Genomic DNA, 18,282 nt, shown 5'->3' with positions numbered 1-18,282 from the left:
GAGGCCGGAGGATCGAGGGGTGAGCACCACCCCGCACGCGCCCGACCCGTCGCCCGCCCGCCGTCATCGCCGGTGGTGGTGGGTCGTGGTGGTGGCCGTGGCGCTGGTGGTGGCGGCGGTCGTCGTCGCCGCCGACGTGGAGCACCGCGTGTGGGAGCACACGCAGGCGCGGTACGCCGCCGCGGTCACCGTGCAGGAGGAGGCGGCGGCGGGCTCGCGGGCGGACGCCGAGGCCGCGTACGCGGCGGGTCACGACGACGTGGTGGCCGCGATCGACGAGGGCCGCCCGGTGCTCACGCAGAGCAGGGGTCAGGTGGAGCACCCGAAGGTGCGGCGCACGCTGGCGGCCGCTCTGGAGGACGCGGAGGCGTTGCGGGACGCCCCGGTGACGTACCCGACGACGACGAGCACGGTCGAGGCCGTGACCCGGCCGAACCCGTTCCGCCCCGAGACGCTGCCCGCGGTGGAGGCGGAGGTCGTGGAGGACTCGGACCCGACGCGGGCGGCCCTCGACGCGGCGGCCGCGGACGTGGCCGAGGCGACGGACGCCGTCGTGCAGGCGCGCCGGGAGTGGGCGTACGACGCGCTGGAACCGGCGGTGCAGGACGCCCGCGACGCCCTCGACGCCCTGGAGGGCGAGAAGGTCGGCGCCGGGCTGCGGGACACCCTCGGCGAGGCTGCCGCGCAGGGCACGGCGGTCCTCGACGCGGGGCCGGACGAGGTCGACGGCGACGCCGCCGTCGAGCTGCGGGACACCCTGGAGGACACCACCCGCGCGGTGTGGACGGACCGGATCGACCGGATCGTCTCCGCCCGACGTGCCGCGGCGAAGGCCGACGGGGTCGACTGCACGGTCGACAGGTGCGTCGCGCTGACGTTCGACGACGGCCCCGTCGCGGACACCGAACGGCTGCTCGAGATCCTCGACCGGAAGGACGCGCCCGCCACGTTCTTCCTGGTGGGGAGCAACGTCGAGCGGAACCCCGGCATCGCGCGGGACATCCTGGACGCCGGGCACCTGGTGGCCAACCACTCGTGGAACCACCCGCTGCTCACCACGCTCGACGACGCGGACGTGCGCGAAGAGCTGCGCAGCACCACCGACGCGATCGTGGACGCCACCGGGTTCCGCCCCTACCTGGTGCGCCCGCCGTACGGGGACGTCGACGACCGGGTGCGCGGCATCGCGACCAGCGCCGGGATGGACGTCGTGCTGTGGAGCCTGGACTCGGACGACTGGCGCACCCGCGACCCGAAGCGCGTCCGCGAGGACGTCATGGACCGAGTCACGGACGGCAGCAACATCCTCATGCACGACATCCACCCGTCGACGGTGGACGCCGTCGGCCCGCTGATCCGCGCGCTGCGCAAGGAGGGCTACACCCTCGTCCCGGTCGACCTCCTGGCGGACTGACGGGCGCGCCGGTCGCCCGCCGCCCAGTCCCTCCGGGCTGGAGTCCCGGGTACCCGGGACGTGCAGGGGCGCTCCGCCGGGGTGGCACGGTGGTACCCGGGCGCCGCACCGGCGTCCGGACGCGACGACAGGAGCGACCCGATGGCAGCCAGGCGGTACGACGTCGAGACCCCCGACCTCTCCGGACGGCGGGCGGTGGTGACGGGCGCGAGCGACGGGGTCGGCCTCGAGATCGCGGCACGGCTGGCCGCCGCGGGCGCCGAGGTCGTCATGCCCGTGCGCGACCAGGCCAAGGGCGCGTCCGCCGCCGCGCGGGTCCGGGACCGGCACCCGGGCGCCGAGCTGACCCTGCACGACCTCGACCTGTCGTCGCTGGCGTCCGTCGCCGCGTTCACGGGCAAGCTGCTCGCGGACGGCGCGCCCGTGCACCTGCTGGTCAACAACGCCGGTGTGATGACGCCGCCCGAGCGCCGGACCACCGCGGACGGGTTCGAGCTGCAGCTCGGCACCAACCACCTGGGGCACGTGGCGCTCACCGCCGGCCTGCTGCCCCTGCTGCGGGCGGGGCAGGCCCGCGTCGTGTCCCAGACGAGCATCGCGGCCCGCCGCGCCACGATCGACTGGGACGACCTGGACGCCGAGCGCTCCTACGACGGGATGCGGGTCTACGCCCAGTCGAAGCTGGCGTGCGCGCTGTTCGGGCTGGAGCTCGCGCGCCGCAGCCGCGCCGCGGGCTGGGGGATCACCAGCGCGGTGTCGCACCCGGGGGTGGCACCCACGAGCCTGCTCGCCGCCCGCCCCGAGATGGGGCGCGCGCAGGACACCCGCGAGGTGCGCGTCGTCCGCTGGCTGTCCGCGCGGGGCCTGCTGGTGGGCACTCCTGCCAGCGCCGCGCTGCCTGCCGTCCTGGCGGCCACCGCGCCCGACGCGGACGGACGGTTCTACGGGCCGCGCGGCCTCGGCGGGGCCGGTGGTGCGCCCGCCGAGCGGACGCCGTGGGCGCCGCTGCGCAGCACCGGGGACGCGGCCCGCCTGTGGACCACGTCCGAGGAGCTGACGGGCGTCCGGTTCGCCTGAGCCGGGTGCGTCGTCGGAGCGGCCGACGACGCACCCCGGCATCCCTCGTCAGACCGTGCAGCCCGGCGTGACGGTGGCCGAGGAGGACACGATGTGCCACTCCGCGATGCTCTGCCGGCCGGTGATCACCTTGTAGACGGTGCCGGACTTGAAGGACGTGTAGACGGTCCCCGGGTTGGGGCCGTACACGCGCACCGAGAACGGCTTGGCCGAGGTGAACGAGACGACGCGTCCCGACGGGCACGTCACCGAACCGAACGCGCTCGCCGTGCCGGCGGGGACGACGACGGCACCGAGCGCCAGGACCAGGCCGACCAGTCCGCCCACGAGCTTCTTGTTCATGCTTCCTCACCTTCGACGGGGCCGTCCCTCGTCGGACGGCGTGCCCCGATCGTGGCAGCGCCGCCGCACGGCGGGAAGAGATTTGTCAGGTCGTCTCACATACTGGTGGAGGCGCCCGCCGATGAGGTTGCGACGCCTCGGCGGTCCACACCGGAGACCGTGCAGCCCTCCGGACGGAGCACCCGTGTTCGACCTCGCCCCCGCGACCGACGAGATGCGCCGGCTCGTCGCCGGCGTCCGCGACGACCAGCTCGACCTGCCCACCCCGTGCACCGGGTGGACGGTCGCCGACCTGCTCGCGCACGTCCACCAGCTCACCGTCGTGTTCACCGCCAACGCCCGCAAGGAGCCCGTGCGCCCGCCGTCGTCGCTGGTCGACGCCTGGCGCGTCGCCGTGCCCGTGCAGCTCGACGCGCTGGCGTGCGCCTGGCGTGCGCCGACCGCCTGGGAGGGACGGGTGTCGGCGGGCGGGGTGGACATGGACGCGCACCACAACGCCGTCGTCGCCGTGGAGGAGCTGACGGTGCACGGGTGGGACCTCGCCCGTGCGACGAGTCAGGAGCTGGTCGTGGACGGCACCCGCCTCGACCACGTGGAGGACTTCTTCGACGTCTTCGGCGAGGCGCCGTTCGGACCGGCCGTCGTCGCGCCCGCGGATGCGTCGCGACTCGACCGGCTCGTGGCTCGCACCGGGCGCGACCCGGCGTGGCCGTCCGGTGACGGCCGGGCGGTGACGGCCGGGCGGTGACGGCCGGGCGGTGACGGCGGCCCGTGCGCCGCGGCTCCGCCCGCACCCCGGTTAGGGTCGGTGCGGACCACGGAACGGAGGCCACGGTGACCGACGCGACCCCCGCCCGCCCGGGCACGGCCGGTGAGGTGTTCCGGGCGTTCCTGCGCCTCGGCCTGACCTCGTTCGGGGGTCCGGTCGCGCACCTCGGCTACTTCCGCGACGACCTCGTGGCGCGACGCCGGTGGGTGGACGACCGCGCGTACGGCGAGCTCGTCGCGCTCGGGCAGTTCCTCCCCGGCCCGGCGTCGAGCCAGGTCGGGTTCGCGCTCGGGCTGACCCGGGCGGGCTGGGCGGGTGCCCTGGCCGCGTGGTTCGCGTTCACGGTGCCGTCGGCGGTGCTGATGGTGGCGTTCGCCTCGGGGACGTCGGTGCTGGGCACCACCGTCGGAGCGGGCGTGGTGGCGGGCCTCAAGGTGGTGGCGGTCGCCGTGGTGGCGCACGCGGTGCAGGGCATGGCTCGATCCCTGACGCCGGACGCGCCGCGGGCGGGGATCGCCGTGGGTGCGGCGCTGCTCGTGCTGCTGGTCGGGGGTCCGGTGGCGCAGGTGGGGGCCGTCGCGGCGGGGGTCGCGGCCGGTCTGCTGTGGTGCCGCACCGCCGAGCAGGTCGCGCCGGCGGGGCTGCGGTCCGGGGTGTCCCGCCGCACGGGTGCGGCGGCGCTCGTGCTGTTCGCCGTCCTGCTGGCGGCGCTGCCGGTGGCCGCGGCGGTCACGGGCGGGCGGCTGCTCGACGTCGTGGACGGCGCGTTCCGGTCGGGCGCGCTCGTGTTCGGGGGCGGCCACGTGGTGCTGCCGCTGCTGGAGGCCGAGGCCGTCGGCGGGGGCTGGGTGACCCCGGAGCAGTTCCTCGCGGGGTACGGAGCCGCGCAGGCGCTGCCGGGCCCGCTGTTCGCGTTCGCGGCGTACCTGGGCGCTCTCGCGCTGCCCGGCTCCGCGCTGCTCGGTGCCGCCGCGGCGCTGGTCGCGGTGTTCCTGCCCGGGTTCCTGCTGCTCGTGGGCGTGCTGCCGTTCTGGGACGCCGTGCGTGCCAGGCCGTCCGCGCAGGCTGCGCTGCGGGGGGCGAACGCCGCCGTGGTCGGCGTCCTCGCCGCGGCCCTGTACGACCCGGTCTTCGTCACGGCCGTCACCGGGCCGGCGACGTTCGGCCTGGCGCTGGTCTGCTTCGTGGCGCTGACGGCGTGGCGGGTGCCGCCGTGGGGTGTCGTCCTGGTGGGTGCCGCCGGGGGCGTCCTGCTCGCCCTGCTCTGAGGCTCGCCGCCTCCCGTCGCGGCCCGGCGCGTGCGCACGTGTCACCGCTGACGCGAGGCCCGGCGTCGGCGACGATGGTCCGATGGAGTCGCTCCGGCCGCCGGCCGACCACGTGGTGCTCGTCGCGCTGGACGGGTTCGGCGCGGCGTACCTCGACGTCGCCGCGGACCTGCCGACGCCGCACCTGGACGCGCTGGCGGCCCGGGGCAGTCTGACGACGGGGCGCGGCGTGCTGCCGAGCGTGACCAACCCGTCCTGGGCGTCGGTCGCCACCGGCGCGTGGCCGGAGCGCCATCTCAACACGGCGTACTTCTTCGACCCGGTCGCGGGGTCCGCGCAGGGTCAGCAACGGGACCTCGCCGTGCCGACGATCGCCGAGGCCGTGCGGGACGCGGGCATGGCCGTGGCGTCCGTGCAGTGGCCGATCGTGCAGGACCACGGCACCCGGTTCGGCGACCCGGACGCCCTGTACACCCAGCCCGGCGGCGGTTGTACACGGCGGTTCGACGATGCCGTCGCGGTGCTCCGCGGCAGGCCCGTGCGCAGTGGCGGACGCACCGTCACCGTGCCCGGCCCGCCCCGGTTCCTCGCCGTCTACAGCGACGTCCTCGACGGCCTCGGGCACGCGGGCGGCCCCGGGCACCCGCGGATCCCCGCTGCGCTGCGCGAGATCGACGCGCAGCTCGGACGCCTCGTCTCCACCACCGAGGAGATCGGCACGGCCGACCGCACGGCGTTCGTGCTGCTCGGCGACCACGGCATGACGGCGTTCACCCGAGGGTTCGGCCGCGTCCTGCGGCGCCGGCTCGCCCGGGCGGGCCTCCGCGCCGAGATCCTGCGGCCCGGTGGGCGTCCCGAGCCCCGCACCGACGTGGCGGTCGTCGTCGGCGGGGTCGCCAGCCTGCACCTGCTCGGGGCCGCGCGTCACCGATCGGACGCCGTCGCCACGATCCGTCGGGCCGTCGCCTCGCTGCCGCAGGTCCAGGCAGTCTGGGACCGGCACGAGCAGGCCGAGCACCGCATGAGCCCGCGCCTCGGCGAGCTCGTCGTCGAACCACGGCCCGGCTGGTCGCCGGGCGGCGCGGCCCCGGCTTTCCTCCGGCACCCTCCCCGCGGACGGCACGGCACGACCGCCGAGCTCGACGTCGCGTTCCTCCTCGCCGGGTCCGGCGTCCGGCCCGGCGCTCCCCCGGCCGCACCCCGGCACGTCGACGTCGCTCCCACGATCGCCGCGCTGCTGGGTGTCGCGCCGCCGTCGGGCACGCAGGGTCGGGTGCTGGCCGAGTCGTTGGACCTGCCCGGGCGGCCCCCGGACTGACCCGGGCGCGCGCGGCACCGCCGCCCCGGCAGGTCCCGGGACGGCGGCACACGACCGCTCAGGAGGAGGCCCGCTCCGCGCTCACCGCGTGCTCCAACGCCCACTCCAGGGCGAGGTCCGCCACCTCCTCCCAGCCGGGGGCCGCGCACGTCCAGTGGTCCCGGCCGGCCAGCTCGCGGTACTCCGTGAGCGACGGCGACCTCTCCCAGTGCTTCGCGTTCGACCGGTTCACCGCCGGCGGCATGATGTGGTCGAGCTCCCCCGCGATGAACAGCAGCGGCGCCCGCGGGGCGGCGTAGTCCACCCAGGTGTCCTGGTGCCCGGGCTTGAAGTTGGCGAACAGCCCGTACTCCCACACCCAGAACCCGGGCGCGGCGATCGCGTACCGGTCCCACACGGCCCGCGACTCCTCCGCGGACAGCGTGTTGGTGAACGCGTAGTGGAACTCCTCCGGCGTGAAGCCGACGGCCCGGTGCCGGTTCGCGGGGTTCTTCAGCGCCGGGAACAGGGACCGTGCCTGCGACACCGGGTTGACCCGCACGCCCTCGGTCGGCGCGGAGTCGATGACGACCCCGGCCGCACCCAGCCCGCGGGCCAGCAGCAGCTGGGTGAGGGTGCCGCCGAACGAGTGCCCCATGATGATCGGAGGCCGGTCCAGCGCTTCGATGACGCCGGCGAGGTGGTCCACCGTCTCCGGGACGGTGAGGTCGGCGATGACCTGCGGGTTCTCCCGCAGCGCCTCCACCTCGATCTCGAACCCCGGGTACGGCGGCGTGACGACGGTGAAGCCCTTGCTCTCGTAGTGCGCGACCCACCCCTCCCAGCTCCGTGGCGTCATCCACAGGCCGTGGACGAGGACGACGGTGTCGGGTGCGGTGGGTCCGGGTCCCTGTGCGGTCATGGCGGTGCTCCTCAGGCGTCGATGAAGGCGAGCAGGTCGGCGTGCAGTCGGTCGCGGTCGGTGTCGGGCAGGGCGTGCCCGCTGCCCGGGTAGGTCAGCAGGCGGGCGTCCGGCAGCAGCTCGACCGAGCGCCTCCCGCCGACGTCGAAGGGGACGATCTGGTCGTCGTCCCCGTGGATCACCAGGGCGGGGACGTCGACCTTGGCGAGGTCGGGGCGGAAGTCGGTGGCGGAGAACGCGGCGATGCACTCGTAGGCGGCGCGGTGCCCGCACGCCATGGACTGCAGCCAGAACGCGTCCCGGAACCCCTGGTCGACGTCGCCGGAGCGGTTGTGGCCGAAGAACGGCCCGTCGGCCAGATCCCGGTAGAGCTGGGACCGGTCGGCCTTCTCCCCGGCGCGGATCCGGTCGAACACCTCCAGCGGCAGACCGTCCGGGTTGTCGTCCGTGCGCAGCATGAGCGGCGGGACCGCGGACACCAGGACGACGCCGGCCAACCGGTCCGTCCCGTGACGCCCCACGTACCGCACGACCTCGCCGCCGCCGGTCGAGTGCCCCACGAGCGTGAGGTCGCGCAGGTCGAGCGTCTCGACGAGGCAGGCGAGGTCGTCGGCGTAGGTGTCAATCTCGTTGCCGTCCCACGTCCGGCCGGAGCGGCCGTGACCGCGCCGGTCGTGGGCGATCACCCGGTGCCCGTGCTCGGCGAGGTACAGCGCGGCCGCGGCCCACGCGTCGGAGTTCAGCGGCCAGCCGTGGCTGAGGAGCACCGGCGAACCGCCGCCACCCCAGTCGGTGTAGAAGATCTCGGTCCCGTCGTCGGTGGTGACGTACGGCATGGTGACCTCCTGGCGTGCTCGGGAACGGCTTCGCTCCGACACTGCCGGGCGGTCACCCGCAGCGGACCACGCGCGGCACGTAGTCCGTCGGCCGCGCCGCGCCGGCACCCGCCACGAGACGTCGCGCGCCGCCGCTCACGCCGTCGGACGGGGACCGAGCCGATCGGCGAGCTGGCGTCGTGACGTGACCCCCAGCTTCTGGAACACCTTGCGCAGGTGGTAGTCCACGGTGTTGGGGCTGATGAACAGCCGCGCACCGATCTCGGCGTTGGTGCGTCCCGCCGCGGCCAGGCGGGCGACCGTGCGCTCCTGGGCCGTCAGGTCGAGGTCGTCCCCGGTGGGCACCGGCCGCCGCGCCCCGCCGGCGGCGGCCAGCTCGGCTTCCGCGCGCGCCGCGAACATCGTGACCCCGCTGCGGTCGAACAGCGCGACCGCCTCCTGCAGCTGTGCGACCGCCTCCCGGCGCCGGCGGGCGCGACGCAGCCATTCGCCGTACACCAGGTGCGACCGGGCGCGGTCGACCGTCGCCTCCGTGGCCGCGAGCGCGGCGACCGACGCGGCGTGGTGCTGCTCGACGTCGTCCGACGACGTGAGCGCGAGGGCCCGCTCGGCGAGCCCCCGGCACCAGGCGGACCCGTTGGCGTCCGCCCGCGCCACGAGGTCGGCGGCGGAGCGCGCCGCGGCGTCCGGGTGCCCGCTGCGCACGGCGGCCTCGGCGTGGTCGGCGAGGAACAGCGGGCTGGTCTGCAGGAACGGATCCCGGACGACGTAGGGGTCCAGGCGGGCCCGGGCCGACGCGTGGTCGCGGCCGGCGATCTCCCGGACGGCCAGCGCGCACAGGGTGGAGGACGCGACGCCGCCGAACCCGGTCGCTTCGGCCCCGGCCGCGACCGCCTCGACGAGCGCCGCGGGTGCCCCCGTCCACGCGAGCACGGCGCCGTTGACGACGTTCTCGCCGTCGTACCCCATCGCACGACGCACCTCGCGGACGCCGTCGTCGAACTCCTGCGCCCGGCGGACCGTCCCGCCGGAGAGCTCCCCGAGCGCGCTCACCCACAGCAGGGTGTCGAGCCGTTGCAGGTCCCCGAGCCGGCGCGCCGCCCGCCGCGCCCGGTCCAGCCCGCGCGCGCGGCCGCGCTCGTCCCAGAGGAACACGCCGACGGCGGCGACGAGCGTCCCGCGGAACCGCAGGAGGTCGTCGGGCTGCGCGAGGACGGTCTCGAGGGCGGCGCGGGCCGGACCGACGGCACGGGCGTACGGTTCCAGCATCAGGGCGGCGATGCCGCGCAGCACGACGGCGCCCGCCCCCTCGGCCTCGGCGGCGCCCTGCGCCACCCGGCGGCCGACCGCCTCCAACGTCGTCCCGGTGACCAGGCGCTCCGCGGTCAGGCACATCTCGAACGCGTGCAGCAGCGCCTCCTGCTCGCGGGCGGGGTCGTGGCCGCGGAACGCGTCCGCGGCCCGGAGCTGGTCCGCGGACGCCGAGCGCACGCCCTCCGGGTCCGCCAGGAACATGGCCGCGGCGCTGCGCACGCTCACCAGCCGGCCGCGGGACACCGGGTCGAGGCGGGACTCGTCGACGGTGCCCAGCAGGCGGCGCGCGACGTCGGCGGCCCCCGCCTCGAGCGTCGCCTCCGCCGCCGCGACCTGCCGGACGTCCCGCGCCGGCCCGGGCGGCGTGAGCTCGGCCGCCCGCGTGAGGATGCCGGCGCGCGACGTCGACCCGCCGCGGCGGGCGGCGAGCAGCGCGGCCCGATCGAGCCGGTCCGCGACGTCGGCGTCGACCCCGGTGACCGTGCGCGACGCGTGCCACGCCTCGGCCTCGACCAGTCCCAGGTCGGCCGCGGCCCGCGCGAGCGCGGCGTGCACGCGACGGCGCTGCACCCCGGACGCCGACCGGTAGACGGCCGACCGCACGAGCGGGTGCCGGAACCGCACCCCGGGGTCGAGCGCGACCAGCCCCGCCGCCTCGGCCTCGTCGCCGTCGTCGACCTTCACCCCGCAGCGTGGTGCGGCCTCGGCGAGCAGCCGGGGGTCGCCGGAGGAGTCGGCGGCGGCGAGCAGCAGCCACCCCTGCACGGCGGCCGACGTGTGCATGACGCGGCGCAGGTAGTGGGCCTCGAGGTGGCTGCCGATCGGCACGGGGTCGGGGCCGAGGCCGAGGCCGTCGAGCTCGCGCAGCAGAGGGTCGGCGGCGAGGTCGGTCAGGGCGAGGGGGTTGCCACCCGTGGCCCGCACGATGGCGGCGGTCGTCGTCGGCGGGAAGGGGGCGCCGGCGGACCTGTTCAGCACCGCGGCGGCGGGCTCGGGTGCCAGGCCTCCGACCTCCAGGACCGGCATCCCCGCGAGGCGCTGCTCGAGCCCGCTCTCGACGCGGCCGGCGAGCAGCAGGGCCACGCGCTCGGCCCCCAGCCGACGCGCGACGAACGCCAGGACGTCCAGGCTCTCGGCGTCGAGGTGATGGGCGTCGTCGGCCACGCACAGCACCGGGCGGCTGCTCCCCGCCGCCGCGAGGAGGCTGAGCACGCCCAGACCGACGAGGAACCGGTCGGGCGGCGGGCCCTCGGCGCTGCCCGACGCGACGAGCAGCGGCTCGCGCTGCCGGGCCGGGAGGGCGTCGAGATGGCCGGTCAGCCGCCCGACGACGCGTTGCACGGCCGCGTACGGCATCGACGACTCGGCCTCGAACCCGTCCGCCCGGACCACGTCGAGCCCGGCGTCCTGCACCGCGTCGGCCACCAGCGACGACTTGCCGACGCCCGGCTCACCGAGGAGCAGGAGAGCGCTGCCACGGCCGTTCCGGGCAGCACCGACGACGGCGGCGATCCGTCGCCGCTCGTCGTCACGGCCCAGCAGGCCGCCGGTGCTGCCGTGCACGGTACGACGATAGGGCCACCGTCCCTGCCACGCGCGGGCTGACCTGCGGTGTCGCAGGCCGGCCCGCGCGGGGTGCAGCCCTCAGTAGGCGGACTTCACGGCCACCGCGGCGGTGAACTCCCAGTGCCACGGCTCGTACTTCGACCCGCCGGCGCGCGCCCAGTCCGGGTTGTCCCAGCCGTAGTCGGGGCCGTGCGCGGCGAGCCACGTCCACCGGTCACCCGCGTACGTCTCCGGGCACAGGTCGACGGCGAGGCCCCACCCGTGGTTGGACGTGCCGGGCGTGGCCGCGAGGTAGCCCTTGGCCGCCTTCGTCGCGACCTGCTGGCTGTAGCTGCGGTAGCCGTCGGTGACGCACATGTCCTCGCCGAACACCCCGCGGTACGCCTGGTTGAGACGGGCGAGCGCCACGGCTGCGTCCGCACGGATCGCCGGGCCGCCGTCCCACAGGTTGCACATCTCGGACGACGAGATGCTGCCGTTGGTGCCGGCGCCGGTCGCGAGGCCGTCGCAGCCGGGCAGGACGGGAGGCTCGGGAGCCGCCTCGACGTCCACCCGCACCTTCTCCGTGGTGAGGGTGGCGTCCGCGTCGACGACGACACCACCGGTCGCGGCGGCCGCGACGGGCGCGGCCGCGCGCACGCCGGAGCGCGACGCCGACCCGCCGCCGCCGACGCCGTCACGGTCGGCCAGCAGGGCGGCCGCCCGTGACGCGTCCACGGTGTCCGTCGTCGTCCCGGCGTCCGCGACCGGCGCGGCACCCTCGGGCGCGTCACCCAGGACGGGCACGGGCGTGCCGGACGCCACCGCGAGTCCGGTGGTCGTCGCCATCGTCACCGCGAGGCCCACCCCGATGCTCAGGGGCCAGCTCTTCGGCGCGAGGGACGACCAGGTCGGGCCCTGCCGGTGCCGGCGCGGGGCCGGCTCGGCGAAGTGGCGGCCGCGGCCGCGGCTCGCGGCGGACCGGGTCGGGGGGCCGGACGACGTGACGGTGGGCGGCGCGGTCGGGGCCGCCTCACGCGCGTGCCTCATCGCACCCCCCGCAGGTGCGCGGCGACGCACGTCACGGGACGCGACGACCGGGAGGACGGAGCCGACGGAGCGGCGACGGGCGCGAGGCCCGGGGTGCGGGGCGCAGGACGGCGCCCGCAGGTGCGGGATGGCATGCACGATCTCCTGACGCCTACGAAGTTAGCTGTCGGGTTCGGGTCGGAGACTGACCCGGCCAGCGGATGACATCCGCTCGGCTTCACCCCGAGGACACCGCAGTGCCCGGAAGTGGTTCCCCCGCCCCTGTCGTTCGGTTCGTCGGTGGTCCGGGACGGTGACAGGGCTCGGCGTCCGTCCGGACGACCCTCGTTCCCGAGGGGTGACTGGACCATATCCCGTCCGCCGAGAATTGTCACGATCAGGTCACGGCGCCTCACGGGACGGCCGCCAGCTCGTCCCACGTGCCGCCGAGATCGTCGCTGACCAGCACCGCCGCGGACGTCGCGACGACGAGCGCCGTGTCCTTGCCGTCCGCCGTCGGGACCGTCGTCAGCGCCTCCACGACCTCGTCGGTGCCGCCGTGCGACCGCCAACCCGTCAGGTCGTCCCCGGCCGTCCACACCGTTCCCGCGTCGTCGAGGCCGACGACGCCACCGGCCGGCAGCACCTCCACCAGCACCAGCAGCGGCGCGTCCGGCACGGGGGCGAACGAACCCGCCGCGTCGTCGCTGACCTGCACGCCGCCGGGCGTCGTCGCGACCAGGGAGTCCGCCTCACCGGCGAGGAACGCCAGGTCGCGGAGCGCGAGCGTCGCGCCCTGCGACCAGGACCGGCCGGCGTCGTCGCTCACCAGGATCGTGGACGTCCCGGAGTCGAGCCCCGCGACCCGCACGGAGCCGTCCGGGGTCGTCGCGGTCGTCAGGGCGTGGAAGTCGACCTCGCCCCGCAACGACACCGGCTCCCACGTCGTCGCACCGTCGGTGCTGCGCTGGAGGCCGAGGTTCGGCGGGGACAGGTCCGGGTCCTCGCCCGGGCCGGGATGACCCGACGCGTAGAGCGCGCCGTCCGGACCGAGGGCCATGCCCATCGTGTCCTGCGTGCCTGCGCCCACCCGGCGGACGGCGTCTTCGCCGGACGACGGCGCGGTCGGGTCGGGCAGCAGCCACACACCCGTGTGGGTGGCGGCGAGCAGCTGGTCGGTGCCGGGGTCGTGCACCAGGGCGTGCACGTGGCCGAGCGATTCGCCCGTCGGGTCGTCGGCGTCGTCGATGCCGTCGGCGGGGGTGGAACAGGCGGCGAGAGCGGGCAGCACCGCCGCCGAGAGGAGCGCGCGGGCGCGCGCGGATGCGGTCTTCATGAGGTGGTCCTCGGAGTCGTCAGGGACGGCGGCGCCCGCACCGGCGGGCGCCGCCGTCAGGGGGCGTCACTCGGCGGCGAGCAGGTCTTCCATGAACCGGATCTCGTCCGTCTGCGTCTCGACGATGGTCTGCGCCATCTCGACCGTCGCCGGGAACCGTCCGTCGTCCACCTCGTCGGCGGCCATGTCGACCGCACCCTCGTGGTGGACGATCATCTGCTCGAGGAACAGCGTCTGGGCCTGCGCGCCGTCCGCCTCCTCGAGCGACTCCATGTCCGAGCCGGACATCATGCCGTGCACGGCGTCGTGACCGGCGCCGTCCATGCCCATGTCCCACTCGTCGAGCCAGCCCGACATCGTCTCGATCTCCGGCCCCTGCGCCTGCTTGATCTGCTCCGCGAGGTCGACCACCTCGGGGTCGATCCCGTCCTTGCCGAGCAGCACGTCGGACATCTCGATCGCCTGCTCGTGGTGCGGGATCATCATCTGCGCGAACATCACGTCCGCCATGTTGAACGCCGCCGAGTCCTGGGACGAGGCGGCGGCCCTGGTACCGGGACCGCTCGGTTCGGTGTCGCTGCACGCGGCGAGCGCGCCGACGACGGCAAGGGCGACGACGGGCGCGAGGGCGCGCCGCATCAGGGTGTGCGTCATGAGGGTCTTGCCTTTCTCGGGGTCTTCCACACGGGGGCCCGCCACGGGCCCAGGAACGGCGGCGCGCCACGGCGCGCCACGGAACCGTGCGGGACTACGTCCGAGAGATCCCCAGGGCGTGCAGCGACGGCCCCTCGGCCCATCGCCGCCACGAGTCGGCGAGCCAGGCACCCGCGCGAGGCCAGGCGGACTCCGCGAGCAGCAGCCCGCGGGCGCCGGGCAGGGTCAGCACCAGAAGCACCGCGAGCACCATGAGGCACATCGCGGTGACCATGTCGTGGTGGTGCCCGCAGCCGTCGTCGCACGGCACGTCCGCCGGGACGAGCGTCGACGCCGTCGTCGTCAGGCCGGCCGCAGCTGGAGCGGACGCAGCTGATCGGTCCGGCGCGCCGGGTGCGGTGGACGCCGCGCCCCACCCGTCGCCCGTGGCCGGCGGTGACACGGACTCGTGGTGACCACTGCTCACCGACGCCGAGGCGACGACCCGCGTGGTCCCGTGGCCCGACGCGGTCCCGCTCATGGCGTGCATCAACGCGACGCCGACGATCAGCAGGAGCACGAGGAAGGCGGCCGAGAGCCGCTGACGCCGCCCGAGGAGCAGAGCGCGCAGGGACCTGATCACACGCACCTCCTCACGACCACGACGACATCGCCACTCTAGCCAGGCCCTTCGCGGGGGTCACGTCCGTCACGCTGTCCGACGGGTCACACGACGGGTGCTCGCGGTGGGCAGGGAGTCTCCCGTGCGATCGGAGAGGCTGCATCCCCTCTGGGGCGTTTCGGGTGCAGAGCAGTCAGGCCCCCCAACCGGTGGTTGGGGGGCCTGCTGTGAAGGGTGTCCGGCGGCGTCCTACTCTCCCACCCCGTCTCCAGGGCAGTACCATCGGCGCTGTAGGGCTGAGCTTCCGGGTTCGGGATGGGACCGGGCGTTTCCCCTACGCTATGACCGCCGTAACGTTATCGAGTTGTCAGGGTCCCCCCTCGTGTCACCCGTGGTCGTGGGGTGTGGGGGGGGTGGTGCCCGTTTCTCGGGAACCGCACAGTGGACGCGTGCATGCAAGTGAATGTGTGTGAAGTTGTCGGCTGATTAGTACCGGTCAGCTGCGACAGTCTTTGGTCCTGTCTTCCACTTCCGGCCTATCTACCCAGTGGTCTAGCTGGGTGCCTTCACAGAAACAAGTTCTGTTGGAAACCTCATCTTGAAGCAGGCTTCCCGCTTAGATGCTTTCAGCGGTTATCCCTTCCGAACGTAGCGAACCAGCGGTGCTCCTGGCGGAACAACTGGCATACCAGAGGTTCGTCCGTCCCGGTCCTCTCGTACTAGGGACAGCCCTTCTCAAGTTTCCTGCGCGCGCAGCGGATAGGGACCGAACTGTCTCACGACGTTCTAAACCCAGCTCGCGTGCCGCTTTAATGGGCGAACAGCCCAACCCTTGGGACCTACTCCAGCCCCAGGATGCGACGAGCCGACATCGAGGTGCCAAACCATCCCGTCGATATGGACTCTTGGGGAAGATCAGCCTGTTATCCCCGGGGTACCTTTTATCCGTTGAGCGACGGCGCTTCCACAAGCCACCGCCGGATCACTAGTTCCGACTTTCGTCCCTGCTCGACCTGTCGGTCTCACAGTCAAGCTCCCTTGTGCACTTGCACTCGACACCTGATTGCCAACCAGGCTGAGGGAACCTTTGAGCGCCTCCGTTACATTTTGGGAGGCAACCGCCCCAGTTAAACTACCCACCAGGCACTGTCCCTGGTCCGGATCACGGACCGAGGTTAGATGGTCGATGCGGTCAGAGTGGTATTTCAACGGCGACTCCACTCGCGCTGGCGCGCGGGTTTCATAGTCTCCCACCTATCCTACACAAACCGCACCGAACACCAATACCAAGCTATAGTAAAGGTCCCGGGGTCTTTCCGTCCTGCTGCGCGTAACGAGCATCTTTACTCGTAGTGCAATTTCGCCGAGTTCGCGGTTGAGACAGCGGAGAAGTCGTTACGCCATTCGTGCAGGTCGGAACTTACCCGACAAGGAATTTCGCTACCTTAGGATGGTTATAGTTACCACCGCCGTTTACTGGGGCTTAAATTCTGGGCTTCGCCGAAGCTGACCCGTCCTCTTAACCTTCCAGCACCGGGCAGGCGTCAGTCCGTATACATCGTCTTGCGACTTAGCACGGACCTGTGTTTTTAGTAAACAGTCGCTTCTCCCTGGTCTCTGCGGCCCTCACCGCGTCCCACCGCTAGGGTGTTGACGGATCAGGCCCCCCTTCTCCCGAAGTTACGGGGGCATTTTGCCGAGTTCCTTAACCACGATTATCTCGATCGCCTTAGTATTCTCTACCTGACCACCTGAGTCGGTTTGGGGTACGGGCGGCTAGAACCTCGCGTCGAGGCTTTTCTTGGCAGCATAGGATCACCCGTTTCCCGCATACGCGGTCACTGTCAGCTCTCACCCTGGTGCTTCGCGGATTTGCCTACGAAGCGGGCTACGGCCTTGGACGTGGTCTACCATCGCCACGCCGGGCTACCTTCCTGCGTCACCCCTGTTAATACGCTTACCTACTACCGGTTCGGGTCCCACGCCGCCGGCAGCGGTGTGGTCCGAAGACCACGGTGCTGCCCTTGGGGCGGTTAGCATCACCGGATTCGGTATGGGCGGTTCTTCGCCGGTAGGAGAATATCAACTCCTTGTCCATCGACTACGCCTGTCGGCCTCGCCTTAGGTCCCGACTTACCCAGGGCGGATTAACCTGGCCCTGGAACCCTTGGTCATTCGGCGGACGGGTTTCTCACCCGTCATTCGCTACTCATGCCTGCATTCTCACTCGTGTGGCCTCCACCGCTGGATCACTCCGCGGCTTCACTGCCCACACGACGCTCCCCTACCCACCCACACGCCTGAACACCGATCAAGTCGGTGCTGGGCAAAGTGTGAGTGCCACGGCTTCGGCGGTGTACTTGAGCCCCGCTACATTGTCGGCGCGGAATCACTTGACCAGTGAGCTATTACGCACTCTTTCAAGGGTGGCTGCTTCTAAGCCAACCTCCTGGTTGTCTGTGCAACTCCACATCCTTTCCCACTGAGCACACGCTTAGGGGCCTTAGCCGGTGGTCTGGGCTGTTTCCCTCTCGACTACGAAGCTTATCCCCCGCAGTCTCACTGCCACGCTCTGGCTTACCGGCATTCGGAGTTTGGCTGACGTCAGTAACCTGGTGGGGCCCATCGGCCATCCAGTAGCTCTACCTCCGGTAAGGAACGCGTGACGCTGCACCTAAATGCATTTCGGGGAGAACCAGCTATCACGAAGTTTGATTGGCCTTTCACCCCTAACCACAGGTCATCCCCTCAGTTTTCAACCTAAGTGGGTTCGGTCCTCCACGCCGTCTTACCGGCGCTTCAACCTGCCCATGGCTAGATCACTTCGCTTCGGGTCTAGACCCGGCGACTGAATCGCCCTCTTCGGACTCGCTTTCGCTACGGCTTCCCCACACGGGTTAACCTCGCCACCGAGCACTAACTCGCAGGCTCATTCTTCAAAAGGCACGCCGTCACCCCTGCTAAGGAGGCTCCGACGGATTGTAGGCACACGGTTTCAGGTACTATTTCACTCCCCTCCCGGGGTACTTTTCACCTTTCCCTCACGGTACTGGTCCGCTATCGGTCACTAGGTAGTATTTAGGCTTAGCAAGTGGTCTTGCCAGATTCACACGAGATTTCTCGGGCCCCGTGCTACTTGGGATCCCCTCCACCAGGCCGCACCATTTCGTCTACGGGACTCACACCCTCTACGGTCCGCCTTTCAATGCGGTTCGACTATGACACGGCTTTCTTACTGGCTGAAGAACTGTCAGATTCTTCCAGAAGGTCCCACAACCCCGTACGCGCAACGCCTGACAGCTTGACACGCGCACGGTTTGGCCTCATCCGCTTTCGCTCGCCACTACTCACGGAATATCTCTTCCTGCCGGTACTGAGATGTTTCACTTCCCGGCGTTCCCTCCACTCGCCCTATATATTCAGGCGAGGGTGACCGCACATGACTGCGGCCGGGTTCCCCCATTCGGACACCCTCGGATCACAGTTCGTTTGCCAACTCCCCGAGGCTTATCGCAGGCTACCACGTCCTTCTTCGGCTCCTAGTGCCAAGGCATCCACCGTGTGCCCTTAAAAACTTCGACACACACTACAAATATGCTACAGAAATCCAAGAAAACACATCACCACCCCGCAAGGGGAAGATGATGAGCTTGAACATCTGGGATGCTCGCGTCCACTGTGCAGTTCTCAAGCAACGGACGAACCCGCCGGCACCGATGCCACCAACCCCACCCCCCGGCAGCGGACCCACACCCTAGAGCGTGCGCACCCCCACCAGGCAGCCAGGCGGTATGACACCCACCGACGACCCGCGTCATGAAACCCCCGACCCATGGCCGGTTGCCTCAGGACCCAACAGTGTGCTCACCGACCCCCGA

Annotated in this window: 13 protein-coding genes, 2 rRNA genes and 1 riboswitch; of the genes, 5 read left to right on the top strand and 10 right to left on the bottom strand. The window is 72.3% G+C overall.

Translation table 11 applies throughout. From position 1 onward, the window contains the following. Positions 1-19: 19 nt before the first annotated feature. Positions 20-1,414, top strand: a complete 1,395-nt coding sequence (locus ATJ88_RS00790; RefSeq protein WP_098462021.1) for a polysaccharide deacetylase family protein — start codon at positions 20-22, stop codon at positions 1,412-1,414. 141 nt (positions 1,415-1,555) lie between these two features. Next, entirely contained in the window at positions 1,556-2,491 is a 936-nt protein-coding gene (locus ATJ88_RS00785) for an SDR family oxidoreductase (RefSeq protein ID WP_098462020.1), read from the top strand. Between the two features lie 48 nt (positions 2,492-2,539). On the opposite strand, the gene ATJ88_RS00780 is transcribed toward ATJ88_RS00785, so the two are convergent. Further along, positions 2,540-2,833, bottom strand: coding sequence for a hypothetical protein (locus ATJ88_RS00780; protein ID WP_098462018.1), 294 nt, complete (start codon positions 2,831-2,833; stop codon positions 2,540-2,542). Positions 2,834-3,017: 184 nt separating this feature from the next. Between ATJ88_RS00780 and ATJ88_RS00775 the strand changes: the two genes are divergently transcribed. The 3 genes from ATJ88_RS00775 to ATJ88_RS00765 all read left to right on the top strand — a co-directional run bounded on the left by ATJ88_RS00775 (position 3,018) and on the right by ATJ88_RS00765 (position 6,188). Further along, the gene (locus tag ATJ88_RS00775) at positions 3,018-3,581 is read left to right on the top strand and encodes a TIGR03086 family metal-binding protein (protein ID WP_211287431.1); all 564 of its coding nucleotides are present in this window, start codon (positions 3,018-3,020) and stop codon (positions 3,579-3,581) included. Positions 3,582-3,667: 86 nt separating this feature from the next. Continuing rightward, a complete protein-coding gene (gene chrA, locus ATJ88_RS00770; protein WP_098462015.1) occupies positions 3,668-4,870 on the top strand; it encodes a chromate efflux transporter in 1,203 nt (400 codons plus the stop codon). An 82-nt stretch (positions 4,871-4,952) separates the two neighbouring features. Continuing rightward, on the top strand, positions 4,953-6,188 hold the full coding sequence (locus tag ATJ88_RS00765) for an alkaline phosphatase family protein (RefSeq protein WP_098462014.1): 1,236 nt from the start codon (positions 4,953-4,955) through the stop codon (positions 6,186-6,188). Between the two features lie 58 nt (positions 6,189-6,246). On the opposite strand, the gene ATJ88_RS00760 is transcribed toward ATJ88_RS00765, so the two are convergent. The 9 genes from ATJ88_RS00760 to ATJ88_RS00720 form a co-directional block, all read right to left on the bottom strand. After that, positions 6,247-7,089: an alpha/beta hydrolase gene (locus tag ATJ88_RS00760; protein WP_098462012.1), complete on the bottom strand. Its 843-nt coding sequence runs from the start codon at positions 7,087-7,089 to the stop codon at positions 6,247-6,249. 11 nt (positions 7,090-7,100) lie between these two features. Beyond that, positions 7,101-7,925 carry an alpha/beta fold hydrolase gene (locus ATJ88_RS00755; RefSeq protein WP_098462011.1) on the bottom strand — a complete coding sequence of 275 codons (825 nt, stop codon included), beginning with the start codon at positions 7,923-7,925 and terminating at the stop codon, positions 7,101-7,103. Between the two features lie 135 nt (positions 7,926-8,060). After that, positions 8,061-10,802 carry a helix-turn-helix transcriptional regulator gene (locus ATJ88_RS00750; protein WP_098462009.1) on the bottom strand — a complete coding sequence of 914 codons (2,742 nt, stop codon included), beginning with the start codon at positions 10,800-10,802 and terminating at the stop codon, positions 8,061-8,063. 81 nt (positions 10,803-10,883) lie between these two features. Further along, positions 10,884-11,834 (bottom strand): M15 family metallopeptidase, encoded by a 951-nt coding sequence (locus tag ATJ88_RS00745; RefSeq protein ID WP_098462008.1) that lies wholly within the window; start codon positions 11,832-11,834, stop codon positions 10,884-10,886. Between the two features lie 132 nt (positions 11,835-11,966). Beyond that, positions 11,967-12,123, bottom strand: a riboswitch (cyclic di-AMP (ydaO/yuaA leader). A 102-nt stretch (positions 12,124-12,225) separates the two neighbouring features. Further along, complete coding sequence (locus tag ATJ88_RS00740) at positions 12,226-13,149, bottom strand: WD40/YVTN/BNR-like repeat-containing protein (protein WP_098462007.1); 924 nt, start codon at positions 13,147-13,149, stop codon at positions 12,226-12,228. A gap of 66 nt (positions 13,150-13,215) precedes the next feature. Then, entirely contained in the window at positions 13,216-13,803 is a 588-nt protein-coding gene (locus ATJ88_RS00735; RefSeq protein WP_245852032.1) for a DUF305 domain-containing protein, read from the bottom strand. Between the two features lie 94 nt (positions 13,804-13,897). Further along, a complete protein-coding gene (locus ATJ88_RS00730; protein WP_098462006.1) occupies positions 13,898-14,425 on the bottom strand; it encodes a hypothetical protein in 528 nt (175 codons plus the stop codon). 215 nt (positions 14,426-14,640) lie between these two features. Then, a 5S ribosomal RNA gene (rrf, locus tag ATJ88_RS00725) occupies positions 14,641-14,757 on the bottom strand. Between the two features lie 113 nt (positions 14,758-14,870). Further along, positions 14,871-17,986, bottom strand: a 23S ribosomal RNA gene (locus ATJ88_RS00720). Between the last annotated feature and the right edge of the window lie 296 nt (positions 17,987-18,282).

Source organism: Isoptericola jiangsuensis (assembly GCF_002563715.1).
Lineage (GTDB): Bacteria > Actinomycetota > Actinomycetes > Actinomycetales > Cellulomonadaceae > Isoptericola > Isoptericola jiangsuensis.
This window is presented reverse-complemented; position numbering and strand designations above follow the sequence as displayed.

Excerpts from the sequence above, each read along its gene's own strand:
- ATJ88_RS00780 (WP_098462018.1), bottom strand. The coding sequence starts at position 2,833 with ATGAACAAGAAGCTCGTGGGCGGACTGGTCGGCCTGGTCCTGGCGCTC.
- ATJ88_RS00785 (WP_098462020.1), top strand. The coding sequence starts at position 1,556 with ATGGCAGCCAGGCGGTACGACGTCGAGACCCCCGACCTCTCCGGACGG.
- ATJ88_RS00765 (WP_098462014.1), top strand. The coding sequence starts at position 4,953 with ATGGAGTCGCTCCGGCCGCCGGCCGACCACGTGGTGCTCGTCGCGCTG.
- ATJ88_RS00760 (WP_098462012.1), bottom strand. The coding sequence starts at position 7,089 with ATGACCGCACAGGGACCCGGACCCACCGCACCCGACACCGTCGTCCTC.
- ATJ88_RS00735 (WP_245852032.1), bottom strand. The coding sequence starts at position 13,803 with ATGACGCACACCCTGATGCGGCGCGCCCTCGCGCCCGTCGTCGCCCTT.
- ATJ88_RS00755 (WP_098462011.1), bottom strand. The coding sequence starts at position 7,925 with ATGCCGTACGTCACCACCGACGACGGGACCGAGATCTTCTACACCGAC.
- ATJ88_RS00745 (WP_098462008.1), bottom strand. The coding sequence starts at position 11,834 with ATGAGGCACGCGCGTGAGGCGGCCCCGACCGCGCCGCCCACCGTCACG.
- ATJ88_RS00740 (WP_098462007.1), bottom strand. The coding sequence starts at position 13,149 with ATGAAGACCGCATCCGCGCGCGCCCGCGCGCTCCTCTCGGCGGCGGTG.